This window comes from Enterococcus sp. DIV1059_2, assembly GCF_051713685.1.
Classification (GTDB): domain Bacteria; phylum Bacillota; class Bacilli; order Lactobacillales; family Enterococcaceae; genus Enterococcus_D; species Enterococcus_D casseliflavus.
In genome coordinates this window covers 1103273-1120467 of record NZ_JBIOQK010000001.1, presented here as the reverse complement: position 1 = coordinate 1120467, position 17195 = coordinate 1103273, and the positions used below count along the sequence as shown (strand labels likewise).

General features: G+C 42.2%; 13 protein-coding genes. 1 reads left to right on the top strand and 12 read right to left on the bottom strand.

Translation table 11 applies throughout. The features are described from left to right. Positions 1-37: 37 nt before the first annotated feature. From IGI72_RS05240 to IGI72_RS05190, 11 genes are all read right to left on the bottom strand, one after another. Positions 38-1570, bottom strand: coding sequence for a hypothetical protein (locus IGI72_RS05240; protein ID WP_438753365.1), 1533 nt, complete (start codon positions 1568-1570; stop codon positions 38-40). Positions 1571-1758: 188 nt separating this feature from the next. Continuing rightward, complete coding sequence (locus IGI72_RS05235) at positions 1759-3276, bottom strand: hypothetical protein (RefSeq protein ID WP_438753363.1); 1518 nt, start codon at positions 3274-3276, stop codon at positions 1759-1761. A 67-nt stretch (positions 3277-3343) separates the two neighbouring features. Continuing rightward, a complete protein-coding gene (locus IGI72_RS05230; RefSeq protein ID WP_438753361.1) occupies positions 3344-4186 on the bottom strand; it encodes a hypothetical protein in 843 nt (280 codons plus the stop codon). Between the two features lie 165 nt (positions 4187-4351). Continuing rightward, on the bottom strand, positions 4352-4864 hold the full coding sequence (locus tag IGI72_RS05225) for a hypothetical protein (RefSeq protein WP_438753359.1): 513 nt from the start codon (positions 4862-4864) through the stop codon (positions 4352-4354). A gap of 90 nt (positions 4865-4954) precedes the next feature. Beyond that, positions 4955-6469 carry a hypothetical protein gene (locus IGI72_RS05220; protein ID WP_413152913.1) on the bottom strand — a complete coding sequence of 505 codons (1515 nt, stop codon included), beginning with the start codon at positions 6467-6469 and terminating at the stop codon, positions 4955-4957. A 163-nt stretch (positions 6470-6632) separates the two neighbouring features. Then, a complete protein-coding gene (locus IGI72_RS05215) occupies positions 6633-10781 on the bottom strand; it encodes a S8 family serine peptidase (protein WP_413152742.1) in 4149 nt (1382 codons plus the stop codon). A gap of 399 nt (positions 10782-11180) precedes the next feature. After that, entirely contained in the window at positions 11181-11918 is a 738-nt protein-coding gene (locus IGI72_RS05210) for an SIS domain-containing protein (protein ID WP_413128531.1), read from the bottom strand. Then, a complete protein-coding gene (locus IGI72_RS05205; RefSeq protein ID WP_016610654.1) occupies positions 11919-13169 on the bottom strand; it encodes a PTS ascorbate transporter subunit IIC in 1251 nt (416 codons plus the stop codon). Positions 13170-13171: 2 nt separating this feature from the next. Next, positions 13172-13453, bottom strand: coding sequence for a PTS sugar transporter subunit IIB (locus IGI72_RS05200; RefSeq protein WP_005225413.1), 282 nt, complete (start codon positions 13451-13453; stop codon positions 13172-13174). Between the two features lie 12 nt (positions 13454-13465). Continuing rightward, entirely contained in the window at positions 13466-13894 is a 429-nt protein-coding gene (locus tag IGI72_RS05195; protein WP_368264150.1) for a PTS sugar transporter subunit IIA, read from the bottom strand. Beyond that, entirely contained in the window at positions 13891-15531 is a 1641-nt protein-coding gene (locus IGI72_RS05190; RefSeq protein WP_087627097.1) for a BglG family transcription antiterminator, read from the bottom strand. The genes IGI72_RS05195 and IGI72_RS05190 overlap by 4 nt, the downstream gene beginning before the upstream one ends. Before the next feature lie 201 nt (positions 15532-15732). Between IGI72_RS05190 and ypfJ the strand changes: the two genes are divergently transcribed. Beyond that, positions 15733-16623, top strand: a complete 891-nt coding sequence (gene ypfJ, locus IGI72_RS05185; protein ID WP_010747705.1) for a KPN_02809 family neutral zinc metallopeptidase — start codon at positions 15733-15735, stop codon at positions 16621-16623. Positions 16624-16908: 285 nt separating this feature from the next. Here the strand turns inward: ypfJ and IGI72_RS05180 are convergent, their stop codons facing one another. Then, positions 16909-17160 (bottom strand): hypothetical protein, encoded by a 252-nt coding sequence (locus tag IGI72_RS05180; RefSeq protein ID WP_438753356.1) that lies wholly within the window; start codon positions 17158-17160, stop codon positions 16909-16911. Between the last annotated feature and the right edge of the window lie 35 nt (positions 17161-17195).

Below are 17195 nucleotides of genomic sequence, written 5' to 3'. Positions count from 1 at the left end.
CAGAATTCTATTAGAATTTAAGAATGGCCAACGAGAATCAGTTTTTACCTGATTGTCTATTCCTTTTCCGTCTTTCTGCCCTTTGACAAGCAAAAAGTTCAAATATAAACACAATAAAGCCGATAGAACCAAATCCTATCACTAACGCCATGCTGACAGTCACGCCGTGCCAACCCATACTCGTTAACGACGAAACTGTGCCATTCGGGTTGATGATTGCCCAGATAGGATAGTTCCGTTCTTCAAAGGTGCTCATAACACGCCATCGTCGTTTGTATTCGGCTGTGGTAGTATAGCCATAAATAATTTGCCTTCCTCTGATTATTACATACCCTTTTGAAAAGACTTCGGGATAATTCGTCAGTAGTTGCTGCCCTTTCTTCACTAAATTCCTTGGTGTATTTCCTCCTACAGCTATTTGCACATAAGGATAAGAAAGTCGATTTTCTTCTAAACGAATGCCGTCAATCGCTGCAACAGCTTCGTCGATTTTTTCATTTATCAGTTTCTTACTGAGATAAGTTTCAGGAAACGACTCGGGATTTAAAAAAATGGTTTCTTCATGCAGCTTGAAACCTACCACGTTGTCCTGATACCTTCGGAAAAACAAGCCCGGTACCCAGCCGATTTTTAACATATGACGTTTAAACTCAACCGAGCGATCGACAGGTGCTACTGTTTTGGGTAACTGGTCCGCCTCAGCTAAAGTCATCTCTTCAATTTCTCCATCGGTAACAATACCAGAAGTAAATGTTTCTAAATCACGAAAGAATCTATTAAGCTCTCTATAAGGAGTTTGCTTTAACTGAATCGTTACTCTCTCATGCTTGTCTGGTCCAGCAATCAACGCCATGTCATAGTAAGAAAGTTCATCCAACAGCTGATCTAAACTCGTTTCGCCGTTTTGCTCGTTTATTCCTGTAAGTATCTCATCATTATATTGGAGCTGGAGACGATTATGTACAAAAGCTATCTTTCCTTCATAACGATCAAGTATTGATATGTCGGCAATAGTCGGCAACGGCGGCTCGGGATTTTCCGATAACCAAAATGACTGCTCTATGGGATAATAAGTCCTTTTGTTACTGCTATCGACAGCGACTAATTCAAATCGGCTCTCCTGTTCATCGGTAGAAAGAAAGAGACGAGCTTCACCGAATGTTCGCTCCATGACCTTCGGCTCCCCTATCGCTCTTTGATACAAATGCCGATCATATTCACCGTTCACATTGACATAGACTTCTTTCAGCATTTCCCCCTCACTTGGTGTCACTGCATAAATCAATTCTAAAAAAGGAACCATCAATTCTGAATTCGGAAGTTCCGTGACGATTTCCAGCAATGGTTCAGTGAGCGGCTCTGTGGGCTCTGGGCTATTCCTTTCGCTGTTGAGGATATCGGCTAAGATGCCTTGGGACTGGTCGGTTGATACTTCGTCTGCTGGTGCTTGTATGCTTGTAAAGTGATAAGTGGCAAGAGTAAAGAAGAGCAGGTAGCAGATTTTCAAGTGGCGAAAGAGTTCCCTAAAGACTCTCTCGACGATTGATTCCGCATAATCAATGAATTGCATCTATTTAACTCCCTTCTTTTATTGATTTGAGATACGCACCACATCGTATGCTGTATCAGATTCTAATTTGTTACACATTTGGAACCAAAAGGTTTACACAAAAACATTCTCTACCTTATAGAAATAAATCATTGCCTTTGAAGCCTGCCTTCGTAATGAAAGGAGATTCATTTGTCCTTCAACGAATTTCAACCCCAAAACTCGTGTTTCTTACGAGGAGGTCTTTTTCGGTAAATGAAGATGGCGAAAATCAGAATGCCACAAAATAGACCGGCACCTCCTAGTAGTTTCACGATAGTCGGCAGCCCTCTCAAGCCCATTTTGTATATGGATGATACTGTGCCATTCCTATTGATGGTCGCCCAGATAGGATAGTTCCGTTCTTCAAAGGTGCTCATAACACGCCATCGTCGTAGATAGACATCTGGCACACTATGAAGTTTTTGACTTTCTCTGATTATTACATACCCTTTTGAAAAGACTTCGGGATAATCAGTTAGTAGTTGTTGCCCTTTCTTCACTAAATTCCTTGGTGTATTTTCTCCTACACCTATTTCCACATAAGGATAGGAAGGTCGATTTTCTTCTAAACGAACGCCGCCAATCGTTGCAACAGCTTCATCGATTTTTTCTTTTATCAGTGCCTTGCTAAGATAAGTTTCAGGAAACGACTCTGGATTTAAAAAAGCGGATTCCTCATGAAATTTGAACAATATCACATTGTCCTGATACCTTCGGAAAAACAAACCAGGTACCCAGCCGATTTTAAGCATCTCTGGTTTGAATTCTACAGAACGATTGACAGGTTCCTCTTTTTTTTGGAGACGATCAGCCGCTGCTAAAGTCATTTCTTCAATTTCTCCGTCGGTAACAATATCCTCAGTAAATGTTTTTAAATCACGAATAAATCTATTAAGCTCTCTATAAGGAGTTTGTTTTAACTGAATCGTTACTCGGGCATTCTTGTCTGGACCAGCAATCAATACCATGTCGTAATATGCAAGTTCATCAAGCAAATCATCTAAATATTTTTTGGCATTCACTTCATTTTCTTGCAGGAACTTCTCATTATACAATTGGAGATGAAGCCGATTGTTAATGAAGGTTACTTCTTCCCCATAATAATCTTCCGTCGTTACATCAGCGATAGTCGGTGATGACGGTTCGGGGTTTTCTGACAACCAAAATGACTGTTGGAGGTGATAACTGCCGACAGCACCACTACTATCGACGGCGACCAATTCAAATTTACTTTCCTGTTGGTCAGCAGAAAGAAAAAGCCTCGCCTCACCAAATGTTCGCTCCATGACCTTGGTTTCTCCTATCGCTCTTTGATACAAGTGCCGATCATATTCGCCGTTTACATTAACATAGACTTCTTCCAGCGTTCCCCCGGCACTTGGTGTCACTGCATAAATCAATTCAAAAAAGGGAATCATTAATTCTGAATCGGGAAGTTCCGTGACGATTTCCAGCAATGGTTCAGTGAGTGGCTCTGTGGGTTCTGGGGTATTCCTTTCGCTGTTGAGGATGTCAGCTAAGACGCCTTGGGACTGGTCGGTTGGTCCTTCGGCTGCTGATACTTGCCAACTGGTCATATGATAGATGGCAAGAGTAAAGAAAAACAGACAAAAGATTTTATAGATGGGAAAGATATTTTCAAAAAATTTCTCTTCTGTTGAATTTGTTTGTCCCTCGGCTTGCATTTGCTTTACTCCTTTCTTCTTTAGAGGTAACAGAATTCTATTAGAATTTAAGAGTGACCAACGGGTATCAGTTTTTACCTGATTGCCTTTTCCGTTTTTCTGCCCTTTGACAAGCAAAAAATTCAAATATAAACACAATAAAGCCGATAGAACCAAATCCTATCACTAACGCCATGCTAACAGTCACGCCGTGCCAACCTATATCCGTTAACGAAGAAACTGTGCCATTCGGGTTGATGATTGCTAAGATAGGGGAGTTCCGTTCTTCAAAGATACTCATAACACGCCATCGTGGTAAATAAACATCTGACACATTATGAAGTTTCTGAATTTCTCTGATTATTAAATTTGCTTCCGAAAATATCTCTGGATAATCAGTTAGTAGTTGCTGCCCTTTTTTTACTAAATTCCTTGGGGTATTTCCTGCAACGCCTACTTCCACATAAGGATAGGAAGGTCGATTTTCTTCTAAACGAACGCCGCCAATCGTTGCAACAGCTTCGTCGATTTTTTCTTTTAGCAGTTTCTTACTGAGATAAGTTTCAGGAAACGACTCGGGATTTAAAAAAGTGGTTTCTTCATGCAGCTTGAAACCTACCACGTTGTCCTGATACCTTCGGAAAAACAAACCAGGTACCCAGCCGATTTTTAGCATCTCTGGTTTGAATTCTACAGAACGATTGACAGGTTCCTCTGTTTTTGGGAGACGTTCAGCCGCTGCTAAATCGATTTCCTCTCTCCTCCCATTGGCAATCACATCATACGTAAATAACTTGAGATCAGAAATTAGTCTGTCCAGTTCCTCATACGAGGTTTGCTTCAACTGGATCACTACTCGATCATTTCTGTCTGGTCCAGCAATCAGTTCCATATCGTAGTAGGAAAATTCATCAAGAACAAGGTCAAGCATCGTTTCGAACCCTCCCTCATTTTCTCGCGAAAAACTCTCATCGTTCAATTGGAGATGAAGACGATTATTTATATAGGTCACTTCTTCCCCATAATACTCTTCCGTCGTTACATCAGCGATAGTCGGCAACGGTGGTTCGGGATTTTCGGATAGCCAAAATGACTGCTAAATGGGATAATAAGTCCTTCTGTTACTGCTATCGACGGCGACTAATTCAAATCGGCTCTCCTGTTCATCGGTAGAAAGAAAGAGACGAGCTTCACCGAATGTTCGCTCTGTAACTTCAGGTTCTCCCGCTTTTTTTTTATACAAGTGCTGATCGTATTCGCCGTTCACATTGACATAGACTTCTTCTAACGTTTGCCCTTCGCTTGGTGTGACCGCATAAATCAATTCTAAAAAAGGAACCATCAATTCTGAATTCGGAAGTTCCGTGACGATTTCCAACAATGGTTCAGTGAGCGGCTCTGTGGGTTCCGGGGTATTCCTTTCGCTGTTGAGGATGGCGGCTAAGGTGCCTTGGGACTGGTCGGTTGGTCCTTCGGCTGCTAATACTTGCCAACTGGTCATATGATAGATGGCAAGAGCAAAGAAAAACAGGCTGAATATTTTATGATTCCCAAAGAAGTTTTCATAAATTTTCTCGTCGATAGATGCCGCGCAGTCAGCGGATTTCATTTGCTTCACTCCTTTCACTTATGAAGGTCTAAACACTTTAAATGATCTGTTTAATAACATTCATTGCCATCTGAGAATGACCTATGAGAATCAGTTTCTACCTGATTGCCTATTCCTCTTCCGTTTTTCTGCCCTTTGGCAAGCAAAAAGTTCAAATATAAACACAATAAAGCCGATAGAACCAAATCCTATCACTAACGCCATGCTAACAGTCACACCATCCCAGCCCATACTCGTTAACGACGTAATTTTGCCATTCGGATTGATGATTCCCCAGATAGGGTAGTTCCGTTCTTCAAAATTACTCCTAACACGCCATCGTCGTTTGTATTCGTCTGTGGTACCATAACCATAAATATTTTGCCTTTCTCTGATTATTACATACCCTTTTGAAAAGACTTCGGGATAATCCGTCAGCAGTTGTTGCCCTTTTTTCACTAAATTCCTTGGTGTATTTCCTGCAACGCCTACTTTTACACTAGGGTAGATGGGTTGATTTTCTTCTAAACGAACGCCGCCAATCGCTGCAACAGCTTCATCGATTTTTTCTTTTAGCAGCGCCTTACTGAGATAGGTTTCAGGAAATGACTCTGGATTTAAAAAAGTGGTTTCTTCATGCAGCTTGAAACCTACCACGTTGTCCTGATATCTTCGGAAAAACAAACCTGGTACCCAGCCGATTTTTAGCATCTCTGGTGTGAATTCTACAGAACGATTGACAGGTTCCTCTGTTTTTGGGAGACGTTCAGCCGCTGCTAAACCGATTTCCTCTCTCCTCCCATTGGCAATCACATCATACGTAAATAACTTGAGATCAGAAATTAGTCTACCCAGTTCCTTGTACGAGGTTTGCTTCAACTGGACCACTACTCGATCATTTCTGTCAGGCCCAGCAATCAGCTCCATATCGTAGTAGGAAAATTCATCAAGAACAAGGTCAAGCATCGTTTCGAACCCTCCCTCATTTTCTCGCGAAAAACTCTCATCGTTCAATTGGAGATGAAGACGATTATTTATATAGGTCACTTCTTCCCCATAATAATCTTCCGTCGTTACATCAGCGATAGTCGGTAACGGCGGTTTAGGATTTTCGGACAACCAAAATGACTGCTCAATAAAATAGCTACTGACAGCACCACCACTATCGACGGCGACCAATTCAAATCGGCTTTCCTGTTGATCAGCAGAAAGAAAAAGCCTCGCCTCACCGAATGTTCGCTCCATGACCTTGGGTTCCCCTATCGCTCTTTGATACAAGTGCCGATCGTATTCGCCGTTCACATTGACATAGACTTCTTTCAGCATTTCCCCCGCACTTGGTGTTACCGCATAAATCAATTCTAAAAAAGGAACCATCAATTCTGAATTCGGAAGTTCCGTGACGATTTCCAGCAATGGTTCAGTGAGCGGAACTGTGGGTTCTGTAGTATTCCTTTCGCTGTTGAGGATGGCGGCTAAGGTGCCTTCTATCTGAATTGAATCAGCATCTGAAACCTCGGCTGCTTTTACAGGTAAAACTAAAACGTGACAGTTGGTGAAACAGATAAATAAAATACAAAGAATGATACATAAGGGATCTGCTCTATCAGCCTCTTTCTGACTCATTGCTGTTATGCGTTGATCTGATTGCATTCAATTCACTCCTTACATCTAAGATTTTGTAAGTTTATGAAAAATGTTCATCAAATGATTATTTTTTCATTAGTTAAACATCAACTAATTGATAACCATTTGATGAACAACAATTTCATATTCCTTAAAAAGAACCTTATGCTGCTAAACGTTCAGACTCCACATTGGTCGTCTGAAGATTGTGAGCACTAGTTTCTGAGAGTTCGATTTGCAGCTTTTGAATATCTTCGTCAAATAGTTCGTAACGAATTTTTTCAAAAATTTCTGCTAATTGTTGAAAGTTAGAGATATGGAAGAATTCACCACCTGTTTCCCTTGCAATAGTATCGAGAAAGCGCTGATTAAGACCATTCCCCACCCCTATAGAATAGATTGTTACATCGTTTTCTTTAGCCTGTTGGATCAATTCTGCCTCTGGTGGACCTGAAATATTATTGTGGCCATCTGTAAGAACAACCATTACTTTTTTGGCGCTTTTTCGTCCATACTGTTCAAATTCTTGATTACCTTGTGCGATTGCTTGGTTTAAGGCAGTATTACCGCCAACTCGCCTAGGAAGCTGATCTGCGGCAAGTAACGGATTTAAAAATGAGAAATGCTTTGTCACCCTTGAATTAAAAGTGAATAAACCAATGCGATCATCATTAGTGAAAGCATTCTCATCCAAAAATAGTGATCGAGTTTCGTTGATCATACGCGAAAAATCATTTGAACTAATACTACTGGAATCATCGAGTAAAAATACAGTGTCGATTCCAGTATAAAATGATTCCTGTAAAATTATTGTGCCTACATCCGTAGTTACACTACCAGCAGTAGTTGAAATATTATTGACTCTACCTGCTGCATACCAAGGATGGTGGACTGTTATTCGATAATTGTGACCAGGAGCTTGACCAAAAAAATAAAACTTTCCTGATGAATTTGTCCACGTTTGTTCTAAAATCTCATTATCCTGATACAATCGAACACGTGCCCCCGCTACTGTATTACTGCTATAGTTCAAACTAACATTCCCATGAATCACAATACTTCCAATCTGTTTATCCACACCACGAGCTTTATTTAAAGCAGCCTCAGCATCCACTTGGTGATAAATCGATTTAGGTGTTTTTTCCCTAGTATCTTCGACTTTTGTGCCTGACTCTTTTGCAGATTCTGTAATGACTTCCTTAACCTGTGCACTCCTAAGCCCTGGATTTTCCGACCAGACAAGAGCGGCAAGACCCGCAACATGAGGTGCTGCCATGGAAGTACCGTTTTTATTAACATATAAATCTTTGCTAACCGATGAAGCACTTTTTATCTTATGCCCTGGAGCAACAACATCTATAATCGTTCCATAATTTGAACTGCTCCACATTTCAATTTGATTGTTCAAATTCATTGTTGCTCCGACTGTTATAATACGTTCTCTTAATGGATGGTTTTCTCCTATATGTGAAAAAGATTGATTGTTTCTAGCATCCGCTGCACTATTGCCTGCAGAATGTACAATAACAAACTCATAGTTTTCATCAACTAATCGTTGAGTTTTTCTAATGAAAGGATTAAAATATCCCCATTGTGGAAAGCGAAGTCCGCTCCCACCAATACTCACATTTACAACTTGGACCCCATTTTCGACATTCCATTTTAAACCACTTAATTGAGCAGAATTACTAGTTAAGAGTTTATACACCTTTACCTTATTACCATATTCGTCTTCCCTTATTTCTGAACCTATCGTATCAAAGGAATTATAACTAAGAAGATTCTGCCGTGAAATATTAATCACTCCACTAACTCCTAATTGATTATCTTGAATGGCTCCGATCGTTCCTATAACATGCGTCCCATGATCGGCTGTAAATAGATCCGTCTTTATTTTAGCGTTTGGATCATTTTGTATATTTTCAGCTGGTATTTGTAGGTCCTCATGCTTCCCCCATACACCATCATCGATAATCCCTACTTTGACATTCTCCCTTTCATGTGTGCCAAATAACGCCCATGCTTCGGGTAAATTAATCGCACGTAGCCCCCATTCACCGTTATTCCACCATGGATCGTCAGGAAAATATTCCTTATTGCTCATTGTTTCCACAGGGGTGACTTCGTTGAATGATGCATCATCTAATGTATCAAGATTGCCATCTTCAAAGACTTCCGGGAAATTTTCTATCACATTTTCAATCATTTCAATCAGCTCTTCTGCCGTACTTTCTTTCACTTGAACAGTAAGCTGACCGAGCCAATCAGGTTCGATCAATAAAGTGGCATCGATGGAAGCAAGTGCTTCTTCAACCATCTCTGGCGTCACATTTTTTCTTTCCTCAACGGTAGCTCCTGTAAGCCATAACTGGAAGCGATTATTCACAAAGGTGCGTTCATCTTCCCAAAAGAACTCCGTACTAATTTCTTCTGGTTTTGGTGAATCTGGAACAGGATGTTCCACCACTTTCACAGGCTGATCAACTTTATAACTTCCTGTCACACCACTACTATCAAAAGCCACGACCTCAATATGATTTTCTCCTTGTATCGGTCGGAAAAAGACTCTCCCTGTGCCCAACTCACCCTTGGGCGTAATACCATTCCCGCCTTTCAGATACAAATAACTATCAAAATTACCGTTGATTTTCACATAGACTTCTATAATCTCATTGCCTATTGTTGGGGTTGCTGTATACTCAATGTCAATGAATGGGACAGTGACTTCTCCTTCTGGAAACGCTGTATGAACAATGATCATGGGTTCTTCGATCTCCTTTGGAATGTCAGGTTCTTTATAGGAAAATTGAAATACTGGATAGCCCTTATCAATGATCCAAGTATCTTCAAAGTCCCACCCATCGAATGTCCCTGACTGTGAAAATTCTTGCGTATCTTTTCCTTGAGGTCTAGCACCACTCGTTTGCTCGCCGCCTGCATTACTTAAATTTTGTGTGATACCAGCTATTTGCTGATCAAAATAATTCGTCCCTGCATATTGTTGCCGTGTGCCAAGATGTTGACCGGCAAAAGCACCTGCACGCTCTTGATTTCTTTCATCCGTATGGATCGTATTCGCTGCATAGCTGTTTTCAATGATCGCTGAATCATAGAATGTACCAACAAAGCCACCTAGTTCGGTTGTTCCAGTCACTGCTCCTCGTGCGTAAGAATTACTTACAGAGGCCGAGTTATACAACGCTCCGACAAAGCCACCTGTATAGCGCACAGCCTCGACAGAACCATAAGCCGCAGACTGGTCAACCGTTGAACGATCGTAAATAACTCCAGCAAAGCCGCCATTGTAGGCCCCTTTGCCGACTACTTTCGCATGCGTCAGTGTTTGCCGCACTTCACTGCCTTCATAAATTGCCCCGAATGCCCCTCCGGCATAGGAGCCTCTTCCCTGTACGCTGCTTTCAGTATCGACAATGTTTTTCGTTACTAATGTGCCATTGCTGTGCGCCTGAGCAGAGTATCCATAAGTAACCCCAGCTATCCCTCCAGCATAGGAATACGCCTCTACCTTGGCACGATTGATTGCATTATCGAATAATGAAGAGTTACGAGCAGCACCGACAAGTCCTCCGGCGTAATTGCTAACGCCATTTGTCAGGACATTGATATGTTCTACCTGATTGTTTTCCAGTCGTGTATTATCTCCAGAATAACCAATCAGCCCGCCGGCATACCCAAGCAGCGCCGTGGCTCTAACTGTATGCCCGTTGCCAATCACCTGATTGTTTTCTAAAACGGCACCATTGTTTGTTACATGCGTCGTTCGCCCTGCAATGACACCAACAGCGGAAGATCCTAGGATATCCCCACCAAGTGCAACGGTCACATTTTTGATTGTCGCTCCATTGACTGAACCAAATAAACCTAAAAAACTACTACCTGTTCGATTTATCCGCAACCCACTGATCGTATGGCCATTACCATTGAACACACCCGTAAAGTTTGGGATCGGTAGCCATCCTTGATTCGCAGTATTTGTATTAGAACGATAGTCGGATAGATCAATGTCCTTAACTAGCTTAAAATTACCGTTTAGTTCCTTACGTATTAAGGTATCTAATTCTTCTGCTGAATGAATCTCTGTATATTCGATACCATCTTCACTATTTTGCTTTTGTTCTGTAGAAGTAACGGCTTCTACCACATTGTCAGCATAACGACCAAATGGAAATAGATTAAGTACAAGGACAACGATCAGTCCGACAAGCAGATACTTATGTAGTTTCCGACTCCTTCGCTTGTCTGTTTCTTCACAATAACTTTTATCACCTAACATTCTCTTTTCTTTTTTCACATTCTTCCTCTCCTTCTTATCGAAAAATCGATACCCACTACCTACTCCATAAGCTGCTCCTTTCTAATCAACGGTTTGTAGATTTTTTATTCATTATTTGTTGTCTTGCTGTAGCTCCCAAGCTAATTATACCGAGCGGGAAGTTAAACAACAATCGTTTTTGTAGTATTTTATTCATATTTCAGCTATTATTTTATATATTTTTATTTTTAAAGACCATTGTTAAGTAAAAATACATAATTCTAGTTTAAGCCTTCTTTGCTTGAATCGCATTTTCATCCCTATGCTCCTGCCCTTTTCTAACAAGTAAGCAAAAAAAGACATTCTCTCGCAAGGAGAAAATGTCTTGAATGGTTTCTTTGACCGTCTTAGTTCGCTAAGGAACGACTAACTCTTGACTTACAGCTGATAATGGATCGCTTCTTGGTACTTTTCAAACAGGGACTGGTTCAATTCATCCCCGCCGTCCAGGTTCGCTGAGTAAAAAATCGGCGGATAGTCGACACCGGCTTCTTTTAGTTTTTGGCAAACTTCAACGATGATCGCATTTAAGATCGTTGCGCCGACTACGGTGGATGTGGGGCCGACTTTTTGTTCGACGTCAGGAATCGTACACGCAGCATCGCCAATCTCCCCATGATTGTCGATGACGATATCCGCCGTTTCAAACAAACGCAAGCCTGAAGTATGGCGGCTGGTGACTGTTTTCGAATAGGTAAGATTCGTTAATGCGATGATCTTGACTCCTTTTTCTTTGGCATGAAGCGCCATATCGATGATAACTGGGTTTCGCCCAGACACCGAATGCAAGATCAGCACATCACCTGCTGTAAAGGGTTGGGTCGCCGCCAAGGCACTACCGTAGCCTTCTAAGCGCTCCATTTTACTAGTGAAGGTGATTGGGCTGCGATCAAGCATCAGTTCTCTTCCAAAGATCGCATTGATGGTCATCATGCCACCTGCTCGATAATACATCTCTTCAGCTAAGATCCCAGCGTGACTTGCGCCAAAAATGTAGATGGCTTTTTTGGTCAAGTTCGTTTGCGTCAGTAATTCAATGGCTTGCTCAATCACTGGTGCTTCTTTTTCTTCTACAATAGACAATAGTTCTTTTGCTTTTTCAAAGTATTGAAACATTTAAAACCCTCCAAACAGCTTGCCGATCAATTCACCAAGGATGCCCCATAGAGATAAATCGTTCCCACCGAAAATCAAGATCCAGTTTTGAATCGTCGTTGAGAACAACGCTGCAGAGATCCCAACGAGTGCTACCATAACGACAGAAGCTGTGATCGTACCAATAATGGCACCTCGCAAGCCCCCTTGTCCTTCGCCGATCACCGCAGCACCGCCACATTCAAAAAAGCTGGTGATGACTAAAGGAACGATCAAAATGCCAAAGACGTTGGTCGTATTGGCAATGACCACTAAAATCGTTGAGGTGATCATCGCCACGATAAAGCCGATGATTACAGCATTTGGACGATAGTTGAACAAGATTGGTACATCAAAAGCTGGTTTTGCTCCAGGAACGACTTTTTCTGCGATCCCTTGAAAGGCGGGAATGATTTGGTTGATCAATAGACGTACCCCATACAACATGATCAATAGTCCTGCACCGAAGTTCAAGCCAGCATCAACCGCAAACATCACCAAGTTGCCCCCTTCAGGAACTAATACGGGCGCAATCAAACCGATGACGACATTCATCAAAAACATCACTAACGCGCCAGTAATCGATATTTCACGGAAAAACGAGAGATTTTCAGGCACTTTCAAATCTTCCGTCGATTTTTCTTTGTTTCCGACCCGTTTTGCAACAAAGCCTGAAACCAATGACAAGATCCCCGTTGGATGACCGATCAAGAATGAATCATCGCCTGTGGCATCCCATACATATTTACGCATGATCCATGGCATGAAGGACCAGTAACAAGCAGATAGAACAGCCCCTAAGATCAACAGTGGGATTCCGGTAAGCCCGCCTTCAACGCCCCCAGCGACGATGACGAATGGGAACCACCACAACATGTGACCGGTGAGGAAAATCGTCTTCACAGGTGTAAAGCGAGCAATCAATAAATGAATGACAAGTCCGAAAAACATCGCTAAACCAACTGTTCCGCCGTATTCTGCCGTAAAGGTGATGTCAGAGAGTCCATCTGACACAGCAACGCCTAATTGGGTTTGAACCGCTGCATTGATCGGTGCGATCGTTCCCACCAACATATTTACCCCAGCCGTCAATGCCACCATCCCGAAGGAAGCTGTTAAGGTTCCTTTGACGACTTCTGCAAAAGGTTTTCTTTGTACCAATAACCCAATCATGGCAATGATCCCCAGTAGGACTGGCGGATTTTTTAAAATATAATCCGTGACAAAATTCATGATTATCCCTCTCTTTCAGCTAAAAATTTTTCCATTTGCTGTTTGACTTCTTCTTTATCCATATACTTTTTGATTGGATAAACGGGTGCTTTCACGGATGCTTTTAACTCATTCAATAATTCATTACTCGTAAAATAAACATCTGCTGGTGTCGCTTTTGCCGTTGATAAATCAGTATTCTCGGCAGTTGCCGTCAACCCTAACTCTTTGATCACCTTGTCGATCGTCATCTTCAATACCATTGAGCTTCCTACACCAAATCCACATACTGCTAAAATTTTCATATCCTTTTCCTCCTATTGGAATAATTGACAAATTTGTTCCCGATCGCCATTTAATATCACGTTGTATTTTTCTTCATCCATAAAGATCGCCATGATCTCTTTCAAGCTTTCTAGATGGCTTTGACTATCTGCGGCGGCTAAGACAAGAAATATCCGCACCGGTTTGCCCTCAAGATCGATGGGCTGTTTCGTTACTAAAAGGCTCATACTTTGTTCCAAAACCCCTTCTCCAGGACGGGCATGCATCAGCGCAAAGTAATCCGCCAACACCATGTAAGGACCATTTTCTTCCACACTTTGAATCATCGCTTCGATGTAAGCTGACGTAATCAGCGCTTCATCCAGCAAGGGCTGGCTGGCTAATTTTACGGCTGAGCGCCAATCTGTCACTGCCTCATCCGTTTGTATATGCTTTTCAGGCAAAGAATCCTTCACTTTCATTCTGATTTAACCTCCAACATTTTTGATAGGAACCATTCTTTGTTTTCGATTCCTTGCATGATCAATTTCATCATTGGTTCCACCTTTTGCGTCTCATCCTCTCTGATCATCAATAAAATAATGATGTCGGCTTTTTGGTTGCCCCATTCTACTGGCTGATCCAAAAGCAAAATCGAGATGGCTGTTTTTTCGACATAATTCGGATTGCCATGAGGGATGGCAAAGCCATTATCTAAATAGGTTGATTGTAGCTGCTCTCTTTCAATGACGGATTGCTGAAACTGCGCTTTTCGTTTTTCATCACTAAAAGGGGTTTGTTCGATCAGAAAATTGATGGCTTCTGTTTTGCTGGCAAATCGCTCGAAAAAGACCGTTGGCTGGATCATCGATTGGGCTTGAAGAAGTAAACCATTTTGATCGACCGCCGCCTCATTATCGATGACTAAATCGATGTAGTGATTCATGATCCGCTTCATGTCGCGATTGGTCACCATAGGCGAGATCCGCACCACAGGTTTTTGAATTCCGACGAGATCGATGGTTGAAATAATAAAATCGATCGCCGAGATGTCCATCTGCTTTAATTTTTCTACTGAAACGGTTTCGATACTGTCGATCTCTGGCAGAATGCGACGAATTTTCGCAGAGACAAACGAGCTAGTGCCGACGCCATTGGGACAGACAAAAATGATTTTGTTCATGCGGCGCATTCGCTCGATCGCTGCTTGAAAATGGATTGTGACAAATCCGATCTCATCATCAGAGATCCCCACTTGATACGCTTTCAAAAAATCATGGAGCGAGAACCAGACCACGCCATACAAGGCAGGATAGTTTTGTTTGATTTCCTCTAACAAAGGGTTGATGACTGTGGTTTGCGCTTCGATCCGCAACAGCAGTTGATACAGATGGATCGTCACATCTTCTTCCAATCGATTGTCTTGGGTCAAGTCGGTGCCTAAGCCTTCGCTGATTTTTTGAATCAAGTTGCGCACTTTTCCCCGAAAGACGAAAGGAACTTTTTCACTTTTCATAAAAAATTTCAAGCCGCTACCGACAATCAGGTAGGTTAGATATTGCACTTCTTTTGGTGAAAATTGATAAATGTGCTGTTCTTCGATTTCTTTCAGTAGCTCATAGACTAACGGATATTTGTCGAACTCCAAAAACAGCTTCCCCACTTGGCGATTTTCTTCAATCACTAAGTTTTCCGCATGACTCGCCCGTTCGATCAGCAGCACGATGGAAAGGACGATACTTTGGATGTAGCTGTCGGGCATTTCCACTTGTTTTTCCATTAACGCTCGACGAAACGCCTGATTTACTTCCTGGTATTTCGCAGGTTCCACCAACAAGGAAAACGCCGCTGGTTGATCCAGCATCATTAAGCAAAAGCGTTTGAGCACCCGATGGATCTGGGATTCACTTCCTTCAAAAAATGTACCTGAATTATCAAATCTCAGACGTAAGCTTTCTTTTTGAAACAGTTCTTTTAAATAAGAAATATCTTTTGCAATACTGCTGCGAGAAACGAAATAATCCTCTGCTAACTGCTGATAGCTGAGGTGCTCGCCAGCAATCAACCGTTTAAAGATCAAAATCCTTCGTTCCGATGTCCCCGAATAATTCATTTTCATACGCTCACCCTCTACCTCTATTTTATTGCTACTGTACCAAATTAGAAGGCTAATTGTTAGATTAAAGAATGATTAAAAGGAGTGTACACTTTGATTTTCAAGGCTCCTGCTGGCATTTTATAACAATTTCAAGGCGCTTTTTTTCACAATCTGCCGCCTTTCTCTTATAATTAAGCTAGGATTTATATAGGAGGAGATAACATGAAATGGCGTGGGGGTAGACAAAGCAGAAATGTCGATGATCGAACGGGGCGATCATCTGGCTCAGGCGGGATGCTGGCTGCTGGTGGCGGGATCGGTACGGTGATCATCGCTGTTTTATTTTTCCTGTTTAGCGGTGGTGATTTAAATTCGCTGCCGGATGTCTTGGGTGGCAGCGGTCAAGCAGCCAATTACCAGACAGAAAATGTGGGCACTAGTGAGTACACGGAGGAAAAAGAGTTTTCCGCAGTCGTATTCGGCTATTTAGAAGATTATTGGCAAGACGTTTTTCAAGAGCGGCAAGAAACCTATCAAGACCCGACACTCGTATTATTTACGGGAAGCGTGCAGTCGGCATGCGGCTATGCCACGTCACAGGTTGGTCCGTTTTATTGCCCAGCAGATGAGAATGTGTACCTTGATCTGAGCTTTGCCAATGAGCTTTCCGATAAATATGGCGCAAGCGGCGACTTCGCAATGGCCTATGTCATCGCCCATGAAGTCGGTCATCATGTGCAAAATGAGCTGGGGATCACCCAACAATTGGACAAAATCCGCCAGCAAGTTTCAGAAAAGGAATATAATCAGTACAGCGTTCGTTTGGAACTGCAAGCTGACTACTTAGCTGGTACTTTTGCAAAGTATCTACAAGGTGAAACCTATCAAGGACAACCGATTTTAGAAGCTGGCGACATTCAAGAAGCGATCACGGCTGCCAATGCTATCGGGGATGATACGCTGCAAAAAGAATACCAAGGCTATGTTGTTCCAGATAGTTTTACGCACGGCACATCGCAGCAACGCGTGGACTGGTTTAACCGTGGCTATCGTTATGGTGACTTAGCCCATGGCGACACCTTTAATGTCGATAGCCTTGACTTGAGCAAGTAGCTTCAACTAAAAAATCACTCCGAAACAGCATGAACCGCCTGCTGCTTCGGAGTGATTTTAGGTTCTTGTTGCCCCTTCAAGCCTTTTGGTGAAGGGACGCTTTACGCTTTCTTAACTTTCGCAATGATTTTTTCGCAAAAACGTGCCTGCTTCGTCATACTTTTTTCACATTTCGAGACTATTATATAAGCATACCAACAAACAACCCTAACACTTTTTCATTTTTACTCCTTTGCCTGTCAGTCCCCGCTGACAGGCTCTTTTTTTGGGTTTTGATTGATATACTCAGACTTGCAAGTCTTTGCGCTCATAACGGAAAAAGGTGCCAAAGAAACAGATGATACCGATCAGCAGTACCCATAGGACTGATGTCGCGCCGTTATCCATGAGTTGGACGGGTAATGCCATCCGCACGGGTGAAAGTCCTGCCAGCCATTCCAATTTATCGTAGAGTTCCCCCACGATGCCGAGCAAATACAGACCGAACACGCAGCCTAAGCCGACGCTGGCGGTTTGTTTGCTGGTGGATACACACAATAGCTTTGTGCATGTTTTTTTGATTCAATGGTTTT